Raw genomic sequence first — 22711 nt, forward strand, 5'->3', positions numbered from 1 at the left:
GACAACGAACCAAGAAGAACAAGACAATGAACGCCCTCCGCTCGCTTGCCACATACGTGGCCCTTCTCATCGGTGCAGCCGGTATTCTGGTGATCCTTTACACCTGGCAGCTACCGCCCTTCCACAATTCGGTGGAAACCACCAACGACGCCTATGTGCGCGGTCAGGTCACCCTGCTTAGCCCGCAGCTGGCCGGTTATCTCGTCGAGGTGCCGGTGCAGGATTATCAGAAGGTCAAGGCCGGCGACCTGATTGCCCGCATCGACGACCGCATCTTCACCCAGAAGCTGGAACAGGCGAAGGCGACAGAAGCGCAGGCGGAAGCAGCGCTGGACAATTCGCAGCAGAGCCAGAAGACGGCCGAAGCCAAGATCGTGTCCGCCAAGGCCGCCGTGGAAAGCGCGCAGGCCGTGCTCGACGCCGCCCGCATGGCAAACGACCGCACCGAAGCCCTTCTGGAAAAGAACATTGCCAGCCAGAGCGAGGCCGAAAAGAACCGCGCCACCTATAACCAGGCGATTGCCTCCTTGCATCAGGCACAGGCGGCCGAACAGGTGGCGGAACAGGATCTCAACACCGTGATCGTCAGCCGCCGTTCGCTGGAAGCGACCGTGGAAGGCGCCAAGGCCGCCGTGGAACTGGCCGATATCGACCTGCAGAACACCCGCATCACCGCGCCGCAGGATGGCACGCTGGGCGAGGTTTCCGGCCGCCTGGGCCAATATGTGTCGGCCGGCACACAGCTGACCTCCGTTGTGCCCGATCACACTTGGGTGGTCGCCAATTTCAAGGAAACCCAATTGGCCGGCATGACCGTCGGACAGAAGGTGACCTTTACCGTCGATGCGCTGGGCCACAAGAGCTTCACAGGCCACATCGAGCGTTTTGCGCCGGCAACCGGCTCGGAATTCACCATCATCAAGGCCGACAACGCCACCGGCAACTTCACCAAGGTCGCGCAGCGCGTGCCGGTGCGGGTGGCAATCGATGCCGACCAGTCGTTGTCGGAAAACCTGGTTCCCGGCATGTCCGTCATCGCCAGCGTTGATGTCGCTCAGGGCGGCATCGATGTGGCCAGCGCCGAAAACTGATCCACCGCAGCGCATGAAGAAGCCCCGCACCGGATTTTTTGGTGCGGGGCTTTTTCGTCTATCAGTGATCAATGCGAGGCGTGCGCAGTACCGCCCTTGCGGGCCGGATCGCGGGTGTGGTGGCTGTCCCGCTCACCGCCGCCACCGGAGACCTTGCTCTTGGTGCGGACCTCGCCATCTGCCGGCGGCTTGTTGATCTCAAGCGGTGCCTTGGCGTTCTGTTTGGAAGAACCCGGACCGCCCTGTCGAATACTGGCTGGAGTTTTGGTCGATGTGCTCATCGTGACCTCCTCTCTGAATGGTCTTATCGATCCTGCTGGTAACCCTGGTGGGTTGTGTTCACCTTGGTATTGCCCTGCTGGCCCTGTTTTGCCGGATCGCCGACGCTCTTGGCCTCGACATGCCGCAGATCGGGCCGCAGATCGGAATGGGACTGTTCGCCCGCTCCCTTGTGGCTGAGGTTGGCGTCGGGTGTCGGTGGAAGTCTGCTACCCATGAGGGGCCTCCTTCTTCTTTGCGTTACAAAGGGCCTAATCCCTCGGTGCCACGCATGTTCCCTATTTTTTTGACGTCAACCGAACCGGCGAAGCGCCTCGGCAAACAGGTCAGCATCGACATTGCCGCCCGACGCAACCGCAATCACCGTATCACCCTTCACCTCGTCCTTGCGAAACAGCGCGGCGGCAAGCGCTACGGCCGCACCCGGTTCAACGACGATCTTCAGGCGCGTGAAGGCCAATACCATCGCTTTTAATGCCTCGTCATCGCTGACCACGAGACCGGCACCACACAGGCGCGAGGTGATCGGGAAGGTGATATTGCCGGGCGCGGGCGTGAGGATGGCATCACAGATCGAGCCGCCCATGGCCGGATTGCGTTCAATCCGGCCGGAAACCAGCGAGCGGGCCGTATCGTCAAACCCTTGCGGCTCGCACGGACGAACCGCAAAACCGGGCGCATCGGCTTCCAGCGCCAAGGCGATGCCGGAGGTCAGGCCACCGCCGCCACAAGGCACCAGAACCTCGGCTCGAGCAACACCCTGCTCCCTCGCCTGCTCGGCAATCTCCAGTCCGACCGTGCCTTGGCCTGCCACCACATAAGGGTCATCGAAGGGGCGGATGAGCGTAAGATCGCGCTCGGCCGAAAGACGCTCGCCGATCGCATCGCGATCCTCTGTCCGGCGATCGTAAAGCACGACCTCGGCGCCATAAGCGCGGGTGTTCTCGATCTTCAGTTTTGGCGCATCCGCCGGCATGATGATGACGGCCGGCACGCCATGCATGCGCGCGGCAAGCGCCACGCCCTGCGCATGGTTGCCGGAGGAAAAGGCGATGACACCCCTCGCCCGCGTTTCCTCGTCCAGAGCAGAAATCGCCGACCATGCACCGCGAAACTTGAACGAACCGGTGAGCTGCAAACATTCCGGCTTCACGAACAGGCGTCGGCCGGCAATTTCGTCGAGAAAAGGCGAGGACAGAAGTGGCGTGCGGCGGGCATGATTGCCGATCCGGTCACGCGCGGCTCTGATCATTGTTATGTCTGTCATGGAGTTCCCCGGCGCTTTTTCGTGGGCGAAAAACGGCGCGAACGCACCGTGCGCACAATTTTGCGTCTTACGGAAAAACTGGCAACCCCTAAGGGAGCCCGGTGAGACGAATTCAGCCGAGGCGGTGATAACGGCGCTTGAAATAGACCAGCGCCTCATCCTCGTCCGCGCCGGTGCCGATGCCCAGAACCTGGCAGAACAGAACATGATGGGTGCCGCTGGCGACTGCACTTTCGATACGGCAATCGAAAGACACCAGCGCATCCTTCAAGACCGGTGCCCCGGTATCCCCGATCGTCCATTCGCCGGTGGAAAAACGGTCCTCCTGCGGTGTGGAGCCGCCAAAGGCGCGGGAGATATGTTCCTGCCCTGCCGTCAGCGTGTTGACGCACAGCACATCATTCTTTTCGAACAGGCCGGCAACGGAGCTGGCGCGATTGAGACAGACAAGCAGCGTCGGCGGCGTGTCGGTCACGCTGGTAACGGCGGAAGCGGTGAAACCGGCACGGCCGGCAGGACCATCGGTGGTGACCACATGCACGGCTGCCGCAAGTCGGGACATGGCATCGCGAAAGGCCAGTCTCGCGGTTTCGGCATCGTCTTGCGGTGTCATTGCCACTCCAAATCCCATTCCGGCGCGCAAGTATCGGCATCCACATATCTCGCCGCACTCACGAAGCCCATACCTACCGTTCGTGACGGAAAGCGCAATAGCTCCGACACCGACTTGTCGTCCGTTCCGTTCTGCGCATACTCGCCGCCCATGAACCTGCACTGGCTTATGTCGGGGCAACTGATGCCGGCATTGCATGAGGGATAACATGACCGATTTTCGTAAGCGTTGCGTTGAACACAATCGTGTGGCCGGCATTTTCTGCGCCATCCCGCATCCGGTCGCGATCGAGGTGTCCGCCGCTGCGGGGCCTGATTTCCTCTGCATCGACTGGGAACATGCGCAGATCAGCCGCGAGCGCATCGAAGATCTGATCCGCGCCGCCGATGTGCGGCAGGTGCCGGCAATGGTGCGGGTGCCGGGCCATGGTTCGGAATGGACGGCGGCCGTGCTGGATGCCGGTGCTGCCGGCGTTCTGGTGCCGCGCATTTCCAATGCCGAGCAGGCCCGCGCTGCCGTGAAGGCTACGCGCTTTCCGCCGATCGGCGAGCGCGGTCTCGGACCGGGCCGCGCCACGTCCTACGGTTATCATATCCCCGATTATCTGGCCGCCGCCAATGAGAGGCTGGTGCTGGCCATCCAGGTGGAAACGGCGGAAGGGCTGGAAAACATCGACGAGATCGTCGCCGTCGATGGCATCGACGTCATCTTTGTTGGTCCGTCCGATCTCGCCGCATCGCTAGGTGCCACCACGCCTGCCGATGCCGAACGACTGGATGCGGCGATCACCACCATTGCCGAGGCGACCCGCAAGGCCGGCAAGGTGGCGGGCATCTTTCGCCCAACCACGGCGGATGTCGGCAAATGGGCGCAGGCCGGCATGACGTTTTTCATTCTGGGCAGCGACACACGTTATCTCGGCGCCGGCATTGCTTCGGGCATGGAGATCGGCCGAAAGGCTTAAGCCGGACCGAACACGGACCAGCCGGTGCGGGCGGCAAACATTTCCAGAGCCAGCGAACCGAGCAGCGAATTGCCGTTGTGATTGAGGCCCGGCGACCAGACGGTGACGGCCGCCTTGCCGGGGGCGACGGCGAGAATGCCGCCGCCGACACCGCTTTTGCCGGGCAGACCGACGCGATAGGCGAATTCGCCCGATCCGTCATAGTGGCCGCAAGTCAGCATCAGCGCATTGATGCGCCGCGCCCGCTGGCTGGAGACGACGGAATGGCCGGTCAGCGGATTGGTGCCGCCGGCCGCCAGAAACAGACCGGCATGGGCGAGCTGCGTGCAGGTCATGGCCAGTGCGCAGTGGTGGAAATAGACCCCAAGCACGTGTTCGACCGGATGCGTGAGCTTGCCGAAGGCGCGCATGAAATTGGCAAGGGCTGCATTGCGGAAGCCGGTCGCCTCTTCCGATTTCGCGACGGAGGGATCAATCGCGATGGTCTCGTCATCGGCAAGGTAGCGCACGAAACGAACGATTTCGCCGATCGCCTCGCGCGGCGTGTGCCCGGCAAGCACGAGATCGCTGACGGCAATGGCGCCGGCATTGATGAACGGATTGCGCGGCTTGCCGCCCTCGTTTTCCAACTGGACGATGGAGTTGAAGGCCGAACCCGAGGGTTCACGCCCCACCCGGTTCCATGTCGTCTCACCGTGTTTGCCGAGCGCCATGGTGAGCGTGAAAACCTTCGAGATGCTCTGGATGGAAAAGGCTTCGTCGCTATCGCCGACCTTATGGACGGTGCCGTCGGTGGTGATCAGCGACATGCCAAATTTCTTCGGGTCCACATGGGCAAGCTGCGGGATGTAATCGGCAACCTTGCCTTCGCCGAGCCGCGGCTGCAGTTCCGCGTGGATATCCTCCAGGATCGCCTGTAAATCTGCCATGAAAACGCTTCCCCGATCGTGTGCCCGAACCGCCGATATCATCGTCTGCTTATCAAGCTGTTATTGTCCGATTGGACGCGGCCGCGCAACTGGCTGTGTCCTGCACCGTTCTCTGGACCTTGCCGTTGCCACACACCGATAATGCCGGTGTTGCGCCTTTGCAGGACGTTTTGAGGACTGCGCTGCCGGGCCGCCGATCTACATTCTGCAAGCAGTGCATCCGTCACTGGAAGCAGGGCTTTCTCACTCCGGGTTCAAAATTCACCGCGAGATCGAAAAAACCTGTTTCCAATCCCGCAGGGCCATCGATATGGTCCGCCGCCTGTCACCATACCGGACGCGCGAAGACAGCGTGCCGGCAACGAGGAATGATCCATGAGCAGCTATGTCCTGACCGTGTCCTGCCCCACCAGCCGAGGCATTGTTGCGGCGATTTCCGGTTATCTGGCGGAAAAGGGCTGCAACATCATCGATTCATCCCAATTCGACGACATGGACGCAAAACGCTTTTTCATGCGCGTCAGCTTCATTTCGGAAAACGGCATCGATCGGCAAGCCTTGCTGGACGGTTTTGCGCCGGTTGCCGAAAAATTCCGGATGGAAGCGGAAATTTTCGACGCGGCCGAACGCATGAAAGTGCTGCTGATGGTGTCGCGCTTCGGCCATTGCCTCAACGATCTGCTCTATCGCTCGAAGATCGGCGCGCTGCCGATCGATATCGTCGGCGTCGTCTCCAACCATTTCGATTACCAGAAGCTGGTGGTCAACCACGACATTCCCTTCCACCACATCAAGGTGACGAAGGAAAACAAACCGCAGGCCGAAGCACAGTTGCTGGAAGTGGTGGATAATTCCGGCACGGAACTGGTTGTTCTCGCCCGCTACATGCAGGTTCTGTCCGACGCATTGTGCAAGAAAATGTCCGGGCGGATCATCAACATCCATCACTCCTTCCTGCCGAGCTTCAAGGGCGCAAACCCCTACAAACAGGCTTACCAGCGCGGTGTGAAACTGATCGGCGCGACGGCTCATTACGTCACCGCCGACCTCGACGAAGGCCCGATCATCGAGCAGGACACGGTGCGCGTGACACACGCGCAGAGCCCGGAAGACTACGTTTCGCTGGGCCGCGACGTGGAAGCGCAGGTCTTGGCGCGTGCCATCCATGCACATATCCACCACAGGGTGTTCATCAACGGCAACAGCACGATCGTCTTCCCGCCGAGCCCGGGCAGCTACGCGTCCGAACGGATGGGCTGAGGCCCCCCCGACTGGAATGCGAGCATATATTGGAAATATGCTCGTAATCCGCGACCGAATTCGCTATGGATAATGCGCTCAGGCCATGCAATCTTTGATTGCATGGCCTTTTCTCTCCGGCGGTTAAAATTTGGTTAAGCATTGGATGGAATGGCGTTTTGCCTCACGCACCAACATGATACGACTGGGTGAACAGAGGGGGAATCGCGGTCGTGTCTGACGAATCAATGCCCGCATCGCCGCGTTTGCTTCGCGCCATGCCGACGCTGCCCCTGTGGCTGACCGGGATTTTTCTGCTCGCGATCACGACCGTGACCGGCCTTATTCTGCTGGAAAACTACAAGAGTTCACTGGCGGCCGGCGAAGCTCGTGCCAGATCCTCCGCACATGTGGTGGCCGCGCATGTGGAATGGATGGTGGAGGCAAGCAATCAGGCACTGCGCCGTGTGGATTCCGCGCTCGACGACAAACCGATCGATTCTCCGGAAAACACGCTGGCCAACATTGCCGAAGCCGTCGGCGACCTGCCTTCAGGCTTCGAATATTCGGTCTTTGATGCCAATGGCCTGCAGCGTTTTTCCAGCATTCCGAATGCGGCGCCGCTCAATCACAGTGAACGCGGTTATTTCCAGCGCCTGCGCGATGGCGAGACGGTTGCGATTTCGCGCCTGTTCGAGGACGAGCGCACGTCCAAGCCGGCCTTCATGATCGCCCGCCGCATCACCCGGAATGCCGAATTCCGGGGGGTGGCGACCATCGCCATTCCCAACGAAACCATGGACCGGTTCTGGGCATCGATCGGACTGGGTCCCTACTCCACCGTGTCCGCCGTCCGTGACGACGGCTGGCTGGTGGCGCGCCGGCCGGTGTCCGACAAGGCCGTCGATCTCAGCACCACCGAATGGTATCCGATGACACGGACTGCGGATTCCGGTGTCTACCACAGCCCGGTTTCACCGATCGATGGCCGTTCGCGCATTGTCGGCTTCTGGAAAGTGACGGGCTGGCCGCTGATTTCGCTGGCCGCCATAGACCGCCAGGAAGTGCTCGACCAGTTCTGGAGCAATGTGCGCTCCGACGCCCTTTTCGCCATACCGCTTATGGTGGTTCTGGTGCTGGCGTCGCTGTGGATCACCCGATTGCTCTATCGCTACGCGGCCCGCAATGACGAACTCGAGCAGGCGCTGGAGCGAAACCGCTTTCTGCTGCGCGAGATCCACCACCGGGTGAAAAACAATCTGCAGGCCGTGCTGGCCCTCGTGCGTCTGCAGCCGCTGCCGCAGGAAGCGCGCAACGACATGAGCCGTCGCGTCGGTGCAATGATCGCCGTGCACGAGCAGATCTACCAGCGCGACCAGTATGAACGCGTCGATGCGGCAGCCTATGCCGAAAAGCTGATCCGCGACGTGGCTTCGGCCTATGACACGCCGGTCAGGCTGGATCTTGACCTGCAGGCGGTGACGGTCGATCGCGAGCAGGCCTTGCCGCTTGGCATGATCGTCAACGAAGTGGTGTCCAACGCGTTCAAATATGCCTTTGCGGGCCGTCCATCGGGCACATTGACCGTTTCGCTCAAGGAACAGGGCGACGAGTTCAGCCTGAGCATCCGCGACGATGGACCGGGACTTGCCGAAGAAGTGGAACGACGCGTCGGCATGGGCAGCAAGCTGATCGGCAGTTTTGTGAAACAACTGCACGGACGGCATACGCTCAGAAACGAAAACGGCGCCGTCTTCGAGATGACGGCGCCGGTATCCATGGCGTGAGAATGGCGGGAACGCGTTCCCGCCAGGAGGTCGCAATCAGCGGCGCTGGTTATAGACGTCGACGCAGACAGCGCCGAGAAGCACCAGCCCCTTGATGACCTGCTGGTAATCGATGCCGATGCCGAGGATGGACATGCCGTTGTTCATCACGCCCATCAGGAAGGCGCCGATCACCGCACCCGTCACCTTGCCGACACCACCATAAGCAGACGCACCGCCAATGAAGCAGGCCGCGATGACGTCAAGCTCGAAGCCGGTACCGGCTTTCGGCGTCGCACTGTTCAATCGAGCCGCGACGACCAGTCCGGCGAGGGCTGCCAGAACGCCCATGTTGACAAAAGTCCAGAACACCAGACGCGTGGTCTTGATGCCCGAGAGTTCCGCCGCACGCGCATTGCCGCCGACGGCATAGATCTGCCGGCCGAGAATGGTGCGGTTGGTGAAGAAGCCATAGGCGACGATCAGCACCGCCATGATGATCAGCACGTTGGGCAGACCGCGATGCGAAGAGATCAGATAGGCGACATAACCGACGGCCGCCAGAACGAGAATGTTCTTGGCAATGAAGAAGTTGAACGGTTCGCTTTCGACCCCGTGCATGACGCGGCGCGAGCGGCTGCGGACATTCTGCCAGACCAGCAGGCAGGCCAGCACGATACCGATCAGCAGGGAGGTGACGTAGATGCCGCCATCCGACGAGATCAGTTCGACGACGTAACCGGACGACAGCTTCTGGAAGATCGGCGGGAACGGGCCGATGGCCTGGCTGCCGAGAATGGCGATCATGAAGCCGCGGAAAACCAGCATGCCCGCCAGCGTGACGATGAAGGACGGTATCTTGAAATAGGCGACGAAATAGCCCTGGATACCGCCGATCATGCCGCCGACCAGAAGGCAGGCGATGATCGAAAGCCAGATGTCAAAACCCCACCGAACCATCAGAAGCCCGGCAAGCCCGCCGATAAAGCCCGCAACCGAACCGACCGACAAGTCGATATGGCCGGTGACGATGATCATCAGCATGCCGAGCGCCATGATGACGATGTAGGAGTTCTGAAGAATGATGTTGGTGACGTTGAGCGGCCTCAAGAGAATGCCGTCGGTGGCGAACTGGAAGAAGATGACGATGACGACCAGCGAGATCAGCATGCCGTAATCGCGAAGGTTTTCCTTCCAGAACCCGGTCGCCGCCTTGGGCGCAACCGCTGCTTCCTGTGGAGTGCTCATGGTTTATTTCTCCCTGCGGCGCATGATGGCGCGCATGATATTTTCCTGCGTTGCCTCTTCGCCGGCCACTTCGCCGACGAATTCTCCCTCGTGCATCACCATGATCCGGTCGCATGTGCCGATCAGTTCCGGCATTTCCGACGAGATCACGACAACAGCCTTACCGGCATTCGCAAGTTCGTTGATGATGGAATAGATTTCGTATTTCGCGCCGACATCGATGCCGCGCGTCGGTTCGTCGAGGATCAGGATATCCGGGCCGGTGAACAGCCATTTCGACAGCACCACCTTTTGCTGGTTGCCGCCCGAAAGCTTGCCGGCCTCCTGATAGACGTTGTGGCTGCGGATCCGCATGCGGGTGCGGAACTCCTGCGCCACCTTCATTTCGGAAATGTCATCGATGACGCCGCGCGACGACACGCCCCCCAGATGGGCGAGTGAAATATTCTTGCGGATATCTTCCGCCAGAATGAGACCCAGCTGCTTGCGGTCTTCGGTCACGTAGGCGAGACCTGCCTTGATGGCCTTGTGAACGTCCGACGTATCCACCTGCTTGCCGTGGATCTTCACGGTGCCGGAGATATCGCGACCATAAGCCTTGCCGAACACGCTCATGGCAAATTCGGTGCGGCCTGCGCCCATCAGGCCGGAAATGCCGACGACTTCGCCGGCGCGCACCTTCATCGAGACATTCTTGACCATCTGCCGGCTGGAATGCTGCGGATGGTAGACCGACCAGTTTTCGACTTCGAAAATCACATCGCCGATGTTTGGCGTGCGGGCCGGGTAGCGGCTTTCGAGATCGCGATCGACCATGCGGCGAACGATTTCGTCTTCATCGACGGCGCCCTCGTGACAATCGAGCGTGCCAACAGTGCGACCATCGCGCAGAACCGTAATGCGGTCCGCCACCTCGGTGATCTCGTTCAGCTTGTGGCTGATCATGATCGAGGTAATGCCCTGACGACGAAATTCCTTGAGCAATTCAAGAAGCGCGGCACTATCGGTTTCGTTGAGCGAAGCGGTCGGTTCGTCGAGGATCAGCAGGCGCACGTCCTTGGACAGTGCCTTGGCGATTTCCACCAGCTGCTGCTTGCCGACGCCGAGATTGGTGATCAACGTCTCCGGTGCTTCACTGAGGCCCACCTTGGCAAGCAGTTCCCGCGTGCGCTTGTAACGTTCGTCGCGATCGATGACGCCGAATTTCGACGGCGCCTTAGCGAGAAAGATGTTTTCCGCAATCGACATCAGCGGGATGAGCGCAAGCTCCTGATGAATGATGATGATGCCGAGCTTTTCGCTGTCGTTGATATCGCGGAACTGACGTTCCTCTCCGTCGAAGAGGATCGAGCCTTCGTAGGTACCGTGCGGATAAACACCCGAAAGGACCTTCATAAGGGTGGATTTTCCGGCGCCGTTTTCACCGACGAGTGCGTGAATTTCGCCTTCGCTGACGGTAAAACTGACGTCCGAAAGCGCCTTTACGGCGCCAAAACTTTTGGAAATGCTGCGCATTTCAAGAATAGGCGGCTTTTCCGCCAAAGACTGGACGGGATCAAGCATGACAACTCCTTATATAAAGGAGCCGCGCGGCGAAAACGCCGCGCGGCCTTATCGAATTACTTGATCTGTGCTTCGGTGTAATAACCGCTCTTGACCAGAACATCGACATTGGTCTTGTCGATGGCAACAGGCTTCAGGAGGTAGGACGGAACGACCTTGTTACCGTTGTTGTAGGTTTTGGTGTCGTTGACCTCAGGCTCCTTGCCGCTCATGACGGCATCGACCATGTCGACGGTAACCTTGGCGAGGTCACGGGTGTCCTTGAAGATGGTCGAAAACTGTTCGCCGGCGATGATCGACTTGACGGAAGGCACTTCCGCATCCTGACCGGAAACGAACGGCATCGGCATGTCGCCCGAGCCGTAACCGACGCCCTTCAGCGACGAGAGGATGCCGATGGAGATGCCGTCATAAGGCGACAGAACAGCGTTCAGCTTCTTGTCGGAATAGGTCGAGGACAGGATGGCGTCCATACGGGCCTGGGCGGTTGCCGGGTCCCAACGCAGGGTGGCGACCTTGTCCATGCCGACCTGGCCGGAACCGACAACGAGCGTACCCTTGTCGATCAGCGGCTGCAGGACGCTCATGGCGCCGTCATAGAAGAAGTAGGCGTTGTTATCGTCCGGCGAACCGCCGAACAGTTCGATGTTGAACGGGCCGGCTTCGGTATCGGCCTTGAGGGCCTTGACCAGCGTGGTGGCCTGCAGAACGCCGACCTGGAAGTTGTCGAACGTGGCGTAATAATCGACATTCGGCGTATCGCGGATCAGGCGGTCATAAGCGATGACCTTGATGCCGGCCGTGTGCGCCTGGGCCAGAACGTCCGAGAGCGTCGTGCCGTCGATCGAGGCAACCACGAGAACCTTGGCGCCCTTGGTGACCATGTTTTCGATCTGCGACAGCTGGTTCGGAATATCGTCTTCAGCGTACTGGAGATCGGTGGAGTAACCCCGCTCCTGCAGAACCTTCACCATGTTGTCGCCATCGGCGATCCAGCGGGCGGACGATTTGGTCGGCATGGCGACGCCGACGAGACCCTTGTCGGCGGCGAATGCCGGTGCCGCAAAGGCGACGGCAGCAGCGATGGCTACCGTCGACAGGTATTTGAACATAGTCATGACTACTCTCCCAAAAAAGCGCGCTCCCAACGAGCCGCTCAATCCTCCGGACGGCGATTTTTCAGTCGCCGCCGTTTGTTTTCTTTCAGCGTAATCGCGCCGCAAGTCTCCTAAGCTTGCCCATTGAACGCCCCGAAACCACCTTGAATTTCGGGGGGTGCGTCAATGGTTGTCACGCGGCAGACCGGCAGTCTGCGCGATGCGCTGATATTTGACGGCAGGTTCGAGAACCGCGCCGGTTTCCATCTGCCCGACAATGCCGCGCTGGATCTCCTGCCAGGGCGTCTGATGTTTTGGATACTGGTAGCCGCCAGCCTCTGCGAGCGCCTTGTGGCGGGCTTCCAGCTCCTCTGCCGAAATCAGGATATCCGCGGTGCCGCGGCCGACATCGATGCGAACCTTGTCACCGGTCTTGAGGATAGCGAGACCGCCGCCGGCCGCCGCTTCCGGCGAGGCGTTGAGGATGGATGGGCTGCCCGACGTGCCGGACTGACGACCGTCGCCGATGCAGGGCAGCGATGTGACACCCTGCTTCAAAAGATAATCCGGCGCGCGCATGTTGACGACTTCGGCCGCCCCCGGATAACCGATCGGGCCGGCGCCGCGCATGAACAGAACCGTGTTGGCATCGATGCCGAGCGACGGATCGTCGATGCGGTGGTGGTAATCCTCCGGTCCATCGAACACGACCGCACGGCCCTCAAAAGCTTCCGGGTCATTCGGGTTCGACAGATAGCGGTTGCGGAATTCTTCCGAAATCACGCTCTTCTTCATGATCGCCGACGAGAACAGGTTGCCGCGCAGCACGCGGAAGCCGGCATTTTCCTTGATCGGCTGTTCGAACGGACGAATGACCTTTTCGTCTTCGATAATGGCGCCGCGACAGTTTTCACCGATCGTCTTGCCGTTGACCGTTAGCGCATCTTCGTGGATGAGGCCCTGCTTCATCAGCTGGTTGACGACGGCCGGAACACCACCGGCGTGGTAATAATCTTCGCCCAGATATTCGCCGGCCGGCTGCAGGTTGACGAGAAGCGGCACTTCCTCGCCGTATTTCTGCCAGTCGTCGACCGTCAGTTCCAGACCGACATGGCGCGCGAGACCGTTGAGGTGGATCGGCGCATTGGTGGAACCGCCGATTGCCGAGTTGACGCGGATGGCGTTGATGAAGGCTTCCTTTGTCATGATGTCGGAAGGCTTCAGATCTTCCCTGACCATGTCGACGATGCGCAGGCCGGTGAGATAGGAGACTTCCTGACGGTCACGATACGGCGCCGGAATGGCTGCAGAACCCGGAAGCTGCATGCCGAGCGCTTCGGCCAGCGAGTTCATGGTCGTCGCCGTGCCCATAGTGTTGCAATAACCGGTGGAAGGCGCCGAGGACGCGACCAGCTTGACGAAGCCGGCATAATCGATTTCGCCCTTGGCGAGCAGTTCGCGGGCCTTCCAGACGATGGTGCCCGAACCGGTGCGTTCGCCACGGAACCAGCCGTTCAGCATCGGGCCGACGGAAAGCGCAATGGCCGGGATGTTGACGGTAGCCGCCGCCATCAGACAGGCCGGCGTGGTCTTGTCGCAGCCGATCGTCAGAACGACGCCATCGAGCGGATAACCGTAGAGCACTTCGACAAGGCCGAGATAGGCAAGGTTACGGTCGAGGCCGGCGGTCGGGCGCTTGCCGGTTTCCTGGATCGGGTGAACCGGGAATTCGATGGCGATCCCGCCGGCTTCGCGAATGCCTTCGCGCAGGCGATGCGCCAGCTCCAGATGATGACGGTTGCACGGCGACAGGTCCGAACCGGTCTGGGCGATGCCGATGATCGGGCGATCCGACTGCAATTCGGCCTGGCTGAGGCCAAAATTCATGTAGCGCTCGAGATAGAGCGCGGTCATGTCGACATTGTCCGGATTGTCGAACCATGCGCGCGAACGCAGTTTTCTGCCCTTTGCGGCGTCGACGATGGCTTTCGGGTCGTGATTGTCGGAATGGCTCATGATGCTGTTCTCGAATTGGAAGATGGGGCGGACCGAGTGTTCATCTCAATCCTCGAACGCTTCGACAGCGTGGCGGCGACCGAGCATGAAGGCGTCGGCCACATGCACGAGCGGGGAAAAATCGGCGTCGATCTCAGATTTCGGCACGAGTTCGACAAAACGCTCGTAGAGACGGCGGTATTCGTGATTGTCACCTTCGGGCTGTCGCTGACCATCCACGACAACGCGACCGCCGCCATGGGTGAGCGCCACCGGGCCTTCTTCGGTATCGACAAGAATGTCCCAGGTCTGCGGGCCGGTCTGGCGCCAGTCCATCTCGGCCGTGACGGGCACGCCGCCGGCTGTTTCGAATTTGAGGTTGGCGGCAATTGGTGCGGCGCGGTTTTCCGGGAAAAACAGATCGGACGAAGTCAGGTGAAAACTGTCCGGCATAATGTGGGTGACGATCGAAAGCGCATTGATGCCCGGATCAAAGACACCGAGACCACCCGGTTCCCAGATCCAGGCCTGACCCGGATGCCAGTAACGCACATCTTCCTTCCAGATGACCGAGACGGAACGCAGAGTGCGTTTCGCAAGCAGGTCGCGGACCTGCTCGACGGCAGCACCCGCGCGTGAATGCCAGGTGGCATAAAGGCTGACGCCCTTTTCACGCGCCAGCTTTTCCAGCGAAAAAACTTCAGCAAGCGTGTTGCCCGGCGGTTTTTCCAGCATCAGGTGCTTGCCGGCTTCGAGTGCGGCCTTGGCCTGCGCAAACCGGCCCTGCGGCGGCGTACACAGCGAGACCGCATCGAGCTCGATGCCCGATGCCAGCATTTCATCAATGTCGCGAAAACAGTGGACGCCATCCAGCTTGGCATTGCGGCTGGCGACGGCCGTCAGTTCGATACCGTCGGCCGCTTCGATGGCGCCGAGATGCTGATCTCTTGCGATCTTGCCCAATCCGACGATGCCGAGACGAATATTGCTCATTCCAGACTTCCTTTACAGCTTGCGCATGTCGACAGGCGTCGCCGCAGCGGCCGTCAGGCGATTGACAAGAGGAAGCTTGAACGGCGCTGCCGCAATTTCGAAGACGTCGCCCGGCTCGGTCTTGATGCCTTCCGAGAAGGAGAGCGTCGCCGTGCCGAAGAAATGCACATGCAGATCGCCGGGACGGCGAAAGATATCGTATTTGAAATTGTGGTGTTCGAGATTGGCGATCGTGTGCGACATGTTCGCCTCGCCCGACAGGAAGGGCTTTTCGAACACGGTCTTGCCATCCCGCAGAATACGCGACGTGCCCTCGACATGATCCGGCAGATCACCGACCAGCAGTTCGGGGCCAAGACCGGCCTGTCGCAGTTTTGAATGCGCGAGCCAGAGATAGTTGCCCTTCTCCGTCACGTGGTCGGAAAATTCGTTGGCGAGGCAGAAACCGACGCGATAGGTCACGCCGTCCTCGCCAATCAGATAGATGCCGGCCAGTTCCGGTTCTTCGCCGCCATCGAGCGCGAAGGCGGGCGATTCCAGATCTTCGCCTGTGGCCCGCAGCTGCGAGCCGTCACCCTTGTAGAACCATTCCGGCTGCACGCCTTCCTGACCGGGCTTCGGCTTGCCGCCTTCGACGCCCATCAGGAACATGCGCATGGAATCGGTTGGCTTTTCCGCCGATTGCGCTGCCTTGTGCATCTTGTCGCGACCGTCGGCCGAACCGAGATGGGTAAGGCCGGTGCCGGCCACGATAAAATGGGCCGGATCGGGATGCGTGATCGGCAGGAGAATCCGTTTTTCCGCAGCGGCCTTTTCGAGATCGACGACCTCGCCGAGCCCGGCGGCGTCAATCTGTTCGGCAAGCGACTTTCCGGCCGCGATGGCCTGCTGTGCCAGTTCGTATGTGGCATTTGCGCCATTGACGATACGGGCATCGCCTTCACCATCCCATGCAACGACGCGCACAGCGCCGGATGCATCCGCAACCTGAAGAATTCGCAGCATCAACCAATCACCCTAGGTGTTTTTTCTCCCACCCGGCGCCTCCTCAGGGCCGGACACTCCACAGCAGCTGCGCCATAGTGACGCTTTGCCGATAAATATGACTATTGGAACAGGGAGCCGATTGTCAAGAAGCCGAATTGGCTCAGCAAGGTCCATCAACATGAAGCCGACGCCTAGTTTTTAGGCATTTTAAATCGTTTGCATCTCGAAAATGCACCGAAACAGCGGACAATTGTCATTTTTCGACAAAGATTCCACTTGCAAAAGTATGACTATATGATCAGTTAGCGATGCACTTGCTACTTTCATCTCTGGGAGGATTAAAGATGAGAACAGCATTCGCGGCGCTTGGCGTCGCATTGACACTTTCCTTGGCATCCAGTGTTTCCGCAGCATCGCTGACGGTCGGCTTCTCGCAGATCGGCTCCGAATCCGGTTGGCGTGCGGCCGAAACCACCGTCACCAAGCAGGAAGCCGAAAAACGCGGCGTCACGCTGAAATTCGCCGACGCGCAGCAGAAGCAGGAGAACCAGATCAAGGCGATCCGTGGCTTCATCGCGCAGGGCGTCGATGCGATCCTGATCGCACCGGTGGTCGCAACCGGCTGGGATGCCGTGCTGAAGGAAGCCAAGGAAGAAAACATCCCGGTGATCCTGCTCGACCGAGAGATCGAGTCGCCAAAAGATCTTTACCTGACCGCCGTCACCTCCGATCAGGTGCATGAAGGCAAGGTTGCCGGCGAATGGCTTGCCAAGGATGTCGGCTCCAAGGACTGCAAGGTCGTGGAACTGCAGGGCACGACCGGTTCTTCGCCCGCCATCAACCGCAAGAAGGGTTTTGAGGAAGGCATCAAGTCTGCCTCGAACATCAAGATCGTGCGTTCGCAGACCGGTGACTTCACCCGCACCAAGGGCAAGGAAGTCATGGAAAGCTTCATCAAGGCGGAAGGCGGCGGCAAGGATATCTGTGCCGTTTACGCCCACAATGACGACATGGCCGTCGGCGCCATCCAGGCGATCAAGGAAGCCGGCCTGAAACCGGGCACCGACATCAAGATCGTCTCCATCGACGCCGTGCCGGATATCTTTCAGGCCATGGCGAAGGGCGAAGCCAACGCCACGGTGGAACTGACCCCGAACATGGCCGGCCCTGCCTTCGATGCGCTGGATGCGTATCTGAAGGACAAGAAGGAGCCGGAAAAATGGATCCAGACCGAGTCCAAGCTCTACACCCAGAAGGATGACCCGATGAAGGTGTACGAAGCCAAGAAGGGCCTCGGCTACTGATACCTGCCCTCAAGGCATAAACCAGAGCGGGCATTCGGTGGACTGCCCGCATCACTGACGCAGAACGAGCGGCGCGTTGAACACGTGCCGCTCGCCCAAAAACCGTGCGGACAGGTGAGCATGTCAGATCCCCAAAACATTCTGGAAGCGAGATCGATTGCCAAAAGCTTTCTCGGCAATGTGGCGCTCGACAATGTCGATTTTTCGCTGCGTCACGGCGAAATCCATGCGCTCTTGGGCGAAAACGGCGCCGGCAAATCGACGCTGATAAAAATCCTCACCGGCGTTTATTCGCGTGACAGCGGCACCATTCGTCTGGATGGTGAGGACGTATCGCCGGCCAATGTCGGCGAGGCGCAGACGCTTGGCATCGGCACGGTCTATCAGGAGGTCAATCTTCTGGAAAACCTGACGGTGGCGGAAAATCTGTTTCTTGGCCGCCAGCCACGCCGTTTCGGCCTGACCGACCGCCGCGAGATGCGCCGCCGCTCGCGTGACCTTCTGGCTCGATATGGGCTCGATATCGATGTCGATGCGCTGCTCTCCACCTATTCCGTCGCCATCCGCCAGATCATCGCCATTGCCCGCGCCGTCGATCTGTCCGGCAAGGTTCTGGTTCTGGACGAGCCGACCGCCAGCCTTGATGCGCAGGAGGTGGAGACGCTGTTTTCCGTGCTGCGCAAGCTGAAGGCGGATGGGCTCGGCATCATTCTCATCACCCATTTTCTCAATCAGGTTTATGCCGTCGCCGATCGCGTGACGGTGCTGCGCAACGGAAAACTGGTCGGCAGCCGCGATATCGAAAACCTTCCGCGCATGGATCTGATCTCGATGATGCTCGGCCGCGAGCTGCAGCATGTCACACGCGATCATCAGGCCAGCGAAGGTGCGGTGCCGACTGGCGATGCCGCGATCCATTTTACCGACTACGGCAAGCGCGGCAGCGTTTCGCCTTTCGATCTCGCCATCCGTCCCGGTGAAGTGGTGGGTGTGGCCGGCCTGCTCGGTTCCGGCCGCAGCGAAACGGCCTTCCTGCTGTTCGGCATCGACCGCGCCGACAGCGGCACGGCGACGGTGGACGGCAGAGAGATCGCGCTGACCTCGCCGGAAGCAGCGATTGCGCAAGGGTTTGGATTCTGTCCCGAAGAGCGCAAGAGCGACGGCATTATCGGCGATTTCTCCGTGGCCGAAAACATCGCGCTGGCGCTTCAGGCGCGGCAGGGCTGGGCCAAACCGATTTCCTCGCGCCAGCGGCAGGAACTGGCAGCGGAATTTATCCGCTCGCTCGATATCCGCCCCGCCGATCCCGACCGGCCGATCAAATTTCTGTCGGGCGGCAACCAGCAGAAGGCCATTCTGGCCCGCTGGCTCGCCACCAATCCACGTCTGCTGATCCTCGACGAACCGACCCGCGGCATCGATATCGGCGCGCATGCGGAAATTCTGAAAATGATCGAACGTCTCTGTGCCGAGGGCATGTCGCTGGTGGTCATCTCGTCCGAACTGGAGGAACTGACGGCGATTGCCCATCGCGTCATCGTGCTCTCCGACCGCAAGCATATCGCCGAACTTTCCGGCACAGAGGTGACGGCCGACAATATCATGCACGCCATTGCCGCTCCGAACCGCACGGAGGCCGCATGAAAAACGCCATCACCCGCCGCCTGCGCCGCCTTGCTCCGCAACTGATCGCGCTCGCCGTCATTCTGGCGATGATCACCGCAGTTGCTCCGGGCTTTCTCAATCTCTCCATCGCCAATGGCCGCATCTATGGCAGCCTGATCGACGTTCTTGTCCGCGCCGCCCCCGTGGCGCTTCTGACCATCGGCATGACGCTGGTCATCGCCACACGCGGCATCGACCTGTCGATCGGCGCCGTCATCGCCATCTGTGGCGCAGTGGCAGCCAGCCTCGTCACGCAGGGTTACAGCCTGCCGGTCGTCATCCTCGTCTCGCTCGGCGTCGGACTGATCTGCGGGTTGTGGAACGGCATGCTGGTGGCGCTTCTGGATATCCAGCCGATCATCGCCACGCTGATCCTGATGGTGGCCGGTCGCGGCATCGCTCAGCTGATCACCGAGGGTGCCATTCTCACCTTCAACAACGACACCTTTGCCGCCCTCGGCTCCGGGTCCTTTGCCGGCGTGCCATTGCCGATCCTGATCTGGGTGGCGATGGCGCTGATCGTCGGCCTTTTGGTGCGGCGCTCTGCGCTAGGTTTCCTGATCGAGGCAACGGGGATCAACCGCCGCGCGGCTACATTGGCCGGTGTGCGAGCAAAATTCCTGATCTTTTTCGTCTACGCCATTTCCGGCCTGATGGCCGCCGTCGCCGGCCTGATCGTCACCGCCGACATTCGCGGCGCAGACGCCAACAATGCCGGCCTGTGGCTGGAACTCGACGCCATCCTCGCGGTTGTCATCGGCGGCACCTCGCTGAATGGCGGACGGTTTTCCATCGCGGCTTCGCTCTTGGGCGCGCTGATCATCCAGTCGATCAATACCGGCATTCTGGTTTCGGGCTTTCCGCCGGAATTCAACCTTATCATCAAGGCCGTCATCATCGTCATCGTGCTCACCCTGCAATCGCCGGCGCTTTTGACGCTCACCGCATTTCTGCGCTTCTGGCGCAAACGGCCGGAGATTGCCGCGCCGACCAAACGCTCGGAAGTCAATGATGCCAGCGTGAAGGGAAGCACCCGATGATCCACAGCCGCAATCTTCCCTTCGTCACCACGCTCGCCATCTTCGTCATCGCCTATGCGCTCTGCGCCCTGCAATTCCCGGCCATGCTGTCCACGCGCGTCATCGGCAATCTGCTCGTCGACAACGCCTTTCTCGGCATTGCGGCGGTCGGCATGACATTCGTCATCCTGTCGGGCGGCATCGACCTTTCGATCGGTTCGGTCATCGCCTTTACCAGCGTCTTTGTCGCCGTCACGGTCGGCTCTCTAGGCCTGCATCCACTGACGGCCTTTGCGATGGTTCTGGTGATTTCCACGGCATTCGGCAGCGCCATGGGCGCGATGATCCGTTACCTGCAGATCCCGCCCTTCGTGGTGACGCTGGCCGGCATGTTTCTGGCTCGCGGTGCCGCCTATCTGATCTCGACAGAATCGGTGCCGATCTCGCATCCTTTCATCGACACCATTCAGGGTTTTTATTTCCGCTTTCCCGGCGGCGGCAGGCTGACGGCGATGTCGATGCTGATGATCGCCGTTTTCGTCATCGGCGGCATTATCGCGTCGCGTACGAAATTCGGCGCCAATGTCTATGCGCTGGGCGGCAATCCGCAATCGGCGGAACTGATGGGCGTGCCGGTGGGGCGCACCACGATCGGCATCTACGCGACGTCAGGCTTTCTCTCCGGCCTCGCCGGGATCGCCTACACGCTCTACACCTCCTCCGGTTATTCGCTGGCGACGGTCGGCGTCGAACTCGACGCGATTGCAGCCGTCGTCATCGGCGGCACGTTGCTCACCGGCGGCACCGGCCTGATTGCCGGCACGTTTGTCGGCATTCTCATCCAGGGGCTGATCCAGACCTACATCGTTTTCGATGGCACATTATCCTCATGGTGGACGAAAATCGTCATTGGAATCCTGCTCTTCGTGTTCATCGTGTTGCAGCGCGGGATCATCTGGTATTCAAACAGGCGCATCGATATCGCACGCCTGAAGGGGGCTTGAATTGGGACTGCTGGAAACGACGATCAGTGGACGCAAACGACGCAGCAGCCATGCGCATGTGGTTGCCGAACTCGGCAGCGCCATCGTTTCCGGCGAAATTCCGGAAGGCTCAATCCTGCCCGGTGATAACGAACTCTCGGCCCGCTTCGGCGTGTCGCGCACGGTGCTGCGCGAGGCGATGAAGACGCTGACGGCGAAACGGCTCATCGAACCGAAGGCACGTGTCGGCACCCGCGTCCTGCCGCGCGACAGCTGGAATTTTTTTGATCCCGACGTTTTGGGTTGGCGCTGTGAAGCGGGCATAGACCATGCTTTCATCGATTACATCGCCGAAATGCGCAATGCGCTGGAACCGGCCGCAGCCGCAGCTGCAGCGGTTCGCGCGACCAGCGACGATATCGTCGCGCTTTATGCCATCGCCGCTCGGTTCGATGATCTGTCGCACACGCCGGAAACCATCGCCAAGGTGGATCTCGAATTTCATCTGGCGGTCGCGCGCATGTCCGGCAACCCGTTCATGCGCTCGGCTAGTGCCCTGATCGAGGCGGCATTGGCGATCTCCTTCCAGCTGTCGTCGCCGGCGGCATCTCCGGAAAAGATCGACGAGGTGGCGAGCAACCATCTGCGCATCGCCCACGCGATCGCCTCGCGCGATCCGGGCAAGGCGATCGCCGCCATGCAGCATGTCATCGATGTCGGCAAAAGCCGTATTCTCGGTTCGATGGAGCGCGCCGCGCAATTGGAAAACCTGGCAACATGACAGGTTTTCTCGCGCTGCTTGACCGCGACTAAGAAGTGTCTATCTGGGCGGCATGAGCACTCAGGACACCGATCGCACGTTTCGTTACCGCTCGCGCCATTTGCGCGAAAACCTGCAGCGTATCGAACGCGGTCGGGATAACTGGGCCTTGCGCTGGCAGGCGCTGCTGGCGATCATCGATCTCGCCATCCTCACCTTCTTCCTGCTTGGCCCCTATCTGCGCAGCGGGCCGAGCTACCTGATCATCGACTACATGATCGCCGTGTGGATTGCCGGCGAACTGACGGCGCGGGTCATTGCTGCCCCCTCGTTCTGGACCTTCGTTAAACGGCCGATGACATGGATCGACCTGTTCATTCTGGCGACGCTGCTGTTTCCCGAGGCGCTGTTCAATTTTGCCTTCCTGCGCATCATGCGGCTGTGGGCGATCAGCAACAGCCGGCTGTTCAAGGTGATCATGATCCGGCTCGGCTGCGGCAATGTTCAGGATGTCATCCGCGCCGTCATCAATTTTCTCGTCTTCCTCTTCGTTATGACCGGCTTTGTTTATACGAGCTTCTTTTATGACCGGCCGGGCGGCGAAGGGTTTGTCGATGCACTCTATTTCACCGTGGCGACGGTGACGACGACGGGCTTCGGCGACATCACCCTGCCCGGCACGATCGGCAAGCTGACCTCGGTGCTGACCATGATCATCGGCATCTCGCTGTTCGTGCGCCTCGCCCAAGCGGTGGTGCGACCCTACAAGGTGACATTCCCCTGCCCGGAATGCGGGTTGCAAAGGCATGATGCCGACGCCGTGCACTGCAAGGCGTGCGGCCATATTCTCAACATCCCTGACGAAGGGATGTGACAGGATTGATCAAGCAATGTCATGCCCGCCAATATTCACCGCACGTTGCTGTCGGCATTCCGCATAGGGCAACGC

21 protein-coding genes are annotated in these 22711 nt (G+C 60.3%); 10 read left to right on the forward strand and 11 right to left on the reverse strand.

The features are described 5' to 3' along the window. Positions 1-26: 26 nt before the first annotated feature. Positions 27-1091 carry an HlyD family secretion protein gene (locus tag ACRQ1B_RS12310; RefSeq protein ID WP_432293963.1) on the forward strand — a complete coding sequence of 355 codons (1065 nt, stop codon included), beginning with the start codon at positions 27-29 and terminating at the stop codon, positions 1089-1091. Positions 1092-1159: 68 nt separating this feature from the next. Here the strand turns inward: ACRQ1B_RS12310 and ACRQ1B_RS12315 are convergent, their stop codons facing one another. The 4 genes from ACRQ1B_RS12315 to ACRQ1B_RS12330 form a co-directional block, all read right to left on the reverse strand. After that, positions 1160-1372 (reverse strand): hypothetical protein, encoded by a 213-nt coding sequence (locus ACRQ1B_RS12315; RefSeq protein ID WP_432293964.1) that lies wholly within the window; start codon positions 1370-1372, stop codon positions 1160-1162. A gap of 23 nt (positions 1373-1395) precedes the next feature. After that, complete coding sequence (locus ACRQ1B_RS12320) at positions 1396-1587, reverse strand: hypothetical protein (RefSeq protein WP_432293965.1); 192 nt, start codon at positions 1585-1587, stop codon at positions 1396-1398. A gap of 75 nt (positions 1588-1662) precedes the next feature. Then, positions 1663-2637: a threonine ammonia-lyase gene (locus ACRQ1B_RS12325; protein ID WP_432293966.1), complete on the reverse strand. Its 975-nt coding sequence runs from the start codon at positions 2635-2637 to the stop codon at positions 1663-1665. A gap of 112 nt (positions 2638-2749) precedes the next feature. Beyond that, a complete protein-coding gene (locus tag ACRQ1B_RS12330; RefSeq protein ID WP_432293967.1) occupies positions 2750-3250 on the reverse strand; it encodes a flavin reductase in 501 nt (166 codons plus the stop codon). A 208-nt stretch (positions 3251-3458) separates the two neighbouring features. Between ACRQ1B_RS12330 and ACRQ1B_RS12335 the strand changes: the two genes are divergently transcribed. After that, on the forward strand, positions 3459-4214 hold the full coding sequence (locus tag ACRQ1B_RS12335) for an HpcH/HpaI aldolase family protein (protein ID WP_432293968.1): 756 nt from the start codon (positions 3459-3461) through the stop codon (positions 4212-4214). Here ACRQ1B_RS12335 and ACRQ1B_RS12340 read toward each other — a convergent pair. Beyond that, positions 4211-5143 carry a glutaminase gene (locus tag ACRQ1B_RS12340; RefSeq protein ID WP_432293969.1) on the reverse strand — a complete coding sequence of 311 codons (933 nt, stop codon included), beginning with the start codon at positions 5141-5143 and terminating at the stop codon, positions 4211-4213. The genes ACRQ1B_RS12335 and ACRQ1B_RS12340 overlap by 4 nt on opposite strands. Before the next feature lie 375 nt (positions 5144-5518). Here ACRQ1B_RS12340 and purU point away from each other — a divergent pair, with 375 nt between their 5' ends. Then, positions 5519-6403, forward strand: a complete 885-nt coding sequence (gene purU / locus ACRQ1B_RS12345) for a formyltetrahydrofolate deformylase (protein WP_432293970.1) — start codon at positions 5519-5521, stop codon at positions 6401-6403. Positions 6404-6615: 212 nt separating this feature from the next. Next, complete coding sequence (locus tag ACRQ1B_RS12350; RefSeq protein ID WP_432293971.1) at positions 6616-8169, forward strand: sensor histidine kinase; 1554 nt, start codon at positions 6616-6618, stop codon at positions 8167-8169. Positions 8170-8205: 36 nt separating this feature from the next. Here ACRQ1B_RS12350 and mmsB read toward each other — a convergent pair whose 3' ends face one another. The 6 genes from mmsB to araD1 all read right to left on the reverse strand — a co-directional run bounded on the left by mmsB (position 8206) and on the right by araD1 (position 16049). Continuing rightward, positions 8206-9396, reverse strand: a complete 1191-nt coding sequence (gene mmsB, locus ACRQ1B_RS12355; RefSeq protein ID WP_432293972.1) for a multiple monosaccharide ABC transporter permease — start codon at positions 9394-9396, stop codon at positions 8206-8208. A 3-nt stretch (positions 9397-9399) separates the two neighbouring features. Beyond that, positions 9400-10959, reverse strand: a complete 1560-nt coding sequence (gene mmsA / locus ACRQ1B_RS12360; protein ID WP_432293973.1) for a multiple monosaccharide ABC transporter ATP-binding protein — start codon at positions 10957-10959, stop codon at positions 9400-9402. A 56-nt stretch (positions 10960-11015) separates the two neighbouring features. Next, positions 11016-12071 carry a multiple monosaccharide ABC transporter substrate-binding protein gene (gene chvE, locus ACRQ1B_RS12365; protein ID WP_432294589.1) on the reverse strand — a complete coding sequence of 352 codons (1056 nt, stop codon included), beginning with the start codon at positions 12069-12071 and terminating at the stop codon, positions 11016-11018. Between the two features lie 168 nt (positions 12072-12239). Continuing rightward, the gene (locus ACRQ1B_RS12370) at positions 12240-14072 is read right to left on the reverse strand and encodes an IlvD/Edd family dehydratase (protein ID WP_432293974.1); all 1833 of its coding nucleotides are present in this window, start codon (positions 14070-14072) and stop codon (positions 12240-12242) included. 45 nt (positions 14073-14117) lie between these two features. Then, entirely contained in the window at positions 14118-15044 is a 927-nt protein-coding gene (locus ACRQ1B_RS12375) for a Gfo/Idh/MocA family protein (protein WP_432293975.1), read from the reverse strand. 12 nt (positions 15045-15056) lie between these two features. Further along, complete coding sequence (gene araD1 / locus ACRQ1B_RS12380) at positions 15057-16049, reverse strand: AraD1 family protein (RefSeq protein ID WP_432293976.1); 993 nt, start codon at positions 16047-16049, stop codon at positions 15057-15059. A gap of 326 nt (positions 16050-16375) precedes the next feature. On the opposite strand from araD1, the gene ytfQ reads away from it, so the two are divergent. The 6 genes from ytfQ (at position 16376) to ACRQ1B_RS12410 (ending at position 22636) form a co-directional block, all read left to right on the forward strand. Beyond that, positions 16376-17335: a galactofuranose ABC transporter, galactofuranose-binding protein YtfQ gene (gene ytfQ, locus ACRQ1B_RS12385; RefSeq protein WP_432293977.1), complete on the forward strand. Its 960-nt coding sequence runs from the start codon at positions 16376-16378 to the stop codon at positions 17333-17335. A 120-nt stretch (positions 17336-17455) separates the two neighbouring features. Then, positions 17456-18979, forward strand: a complete 1524-nt coding sequence (locus ACRQ1B_RS12390; protein WP_432293978.1) for a sugar ABC transporter ATP-binding protein — start codon at positions 17456-17458, stop codon at positions 18977-18979. Beyond that, positions 18976-20040, forward strand: coding sequence for an ABC transporter permease (locus tag ACRQ1B_RS12395; RefSeq protein WP_432293979.1), 1065 nt, complete (start codon positions 18976-18978; stop codon positions 20038-20040). The genes ACRQ1B_RS12390 and ACRQ1B_RS12395 overlap by 4 nt, the downstream gene beginning before the upstream one ends. Then, positions 20037-21023 (forward strand): galactofuranose ABC transporter, permease protein YjfF, encoded by a 987-nt coding sequence (gene yjfF / locus ACRQ1B_RS12400; protein ID WP_432293980.1) that lies wholly within the window; start codon positions 20037-20039, stop codon positions 21021-21023. The genes ACRQ1B_RS12395 and yjfF overlap by 4 nt, the downstream gene beginning before the upstream one ends. Position 21024: 1 nt before the next feature. Further along, positions 21025-21783 (forward strand): FadR/GntR family transcriptional regulator, encoded by a 759-nt coding sequence (locus ACRQ1B_RS12405; protein WP_432293981.1) that lies wholly within the window; start codon positions 21025-21027, stop codon positions 21781-21783. Between the two features lie 52 nt (positions 21784-21835). Next, the gene (locus ACRQ1B_RS12410) at positions 21836-22636 is read left to right on the forward strand and encodes a potassium channel family protein (RefSeq protein WP_432293982.1); all 801 of its coding nucleotides are present in this window, start codon (positions 21836-21838) and stop codon (positions 22634-22636) included. Positions 22637-22711 lie beyond the last annotated feature (75 nt).

Origin of the sequence: Endobacterium panacihumi, assembly GCF_050847465.1 — a bacterium.
Classification (GTDB): Bacteria; Pseudomonadota; Alphaproteobacteria; order Rhizobiales; family Rhizobiaceae; genus Neorhizobium; species Neorhizobium panacihumi.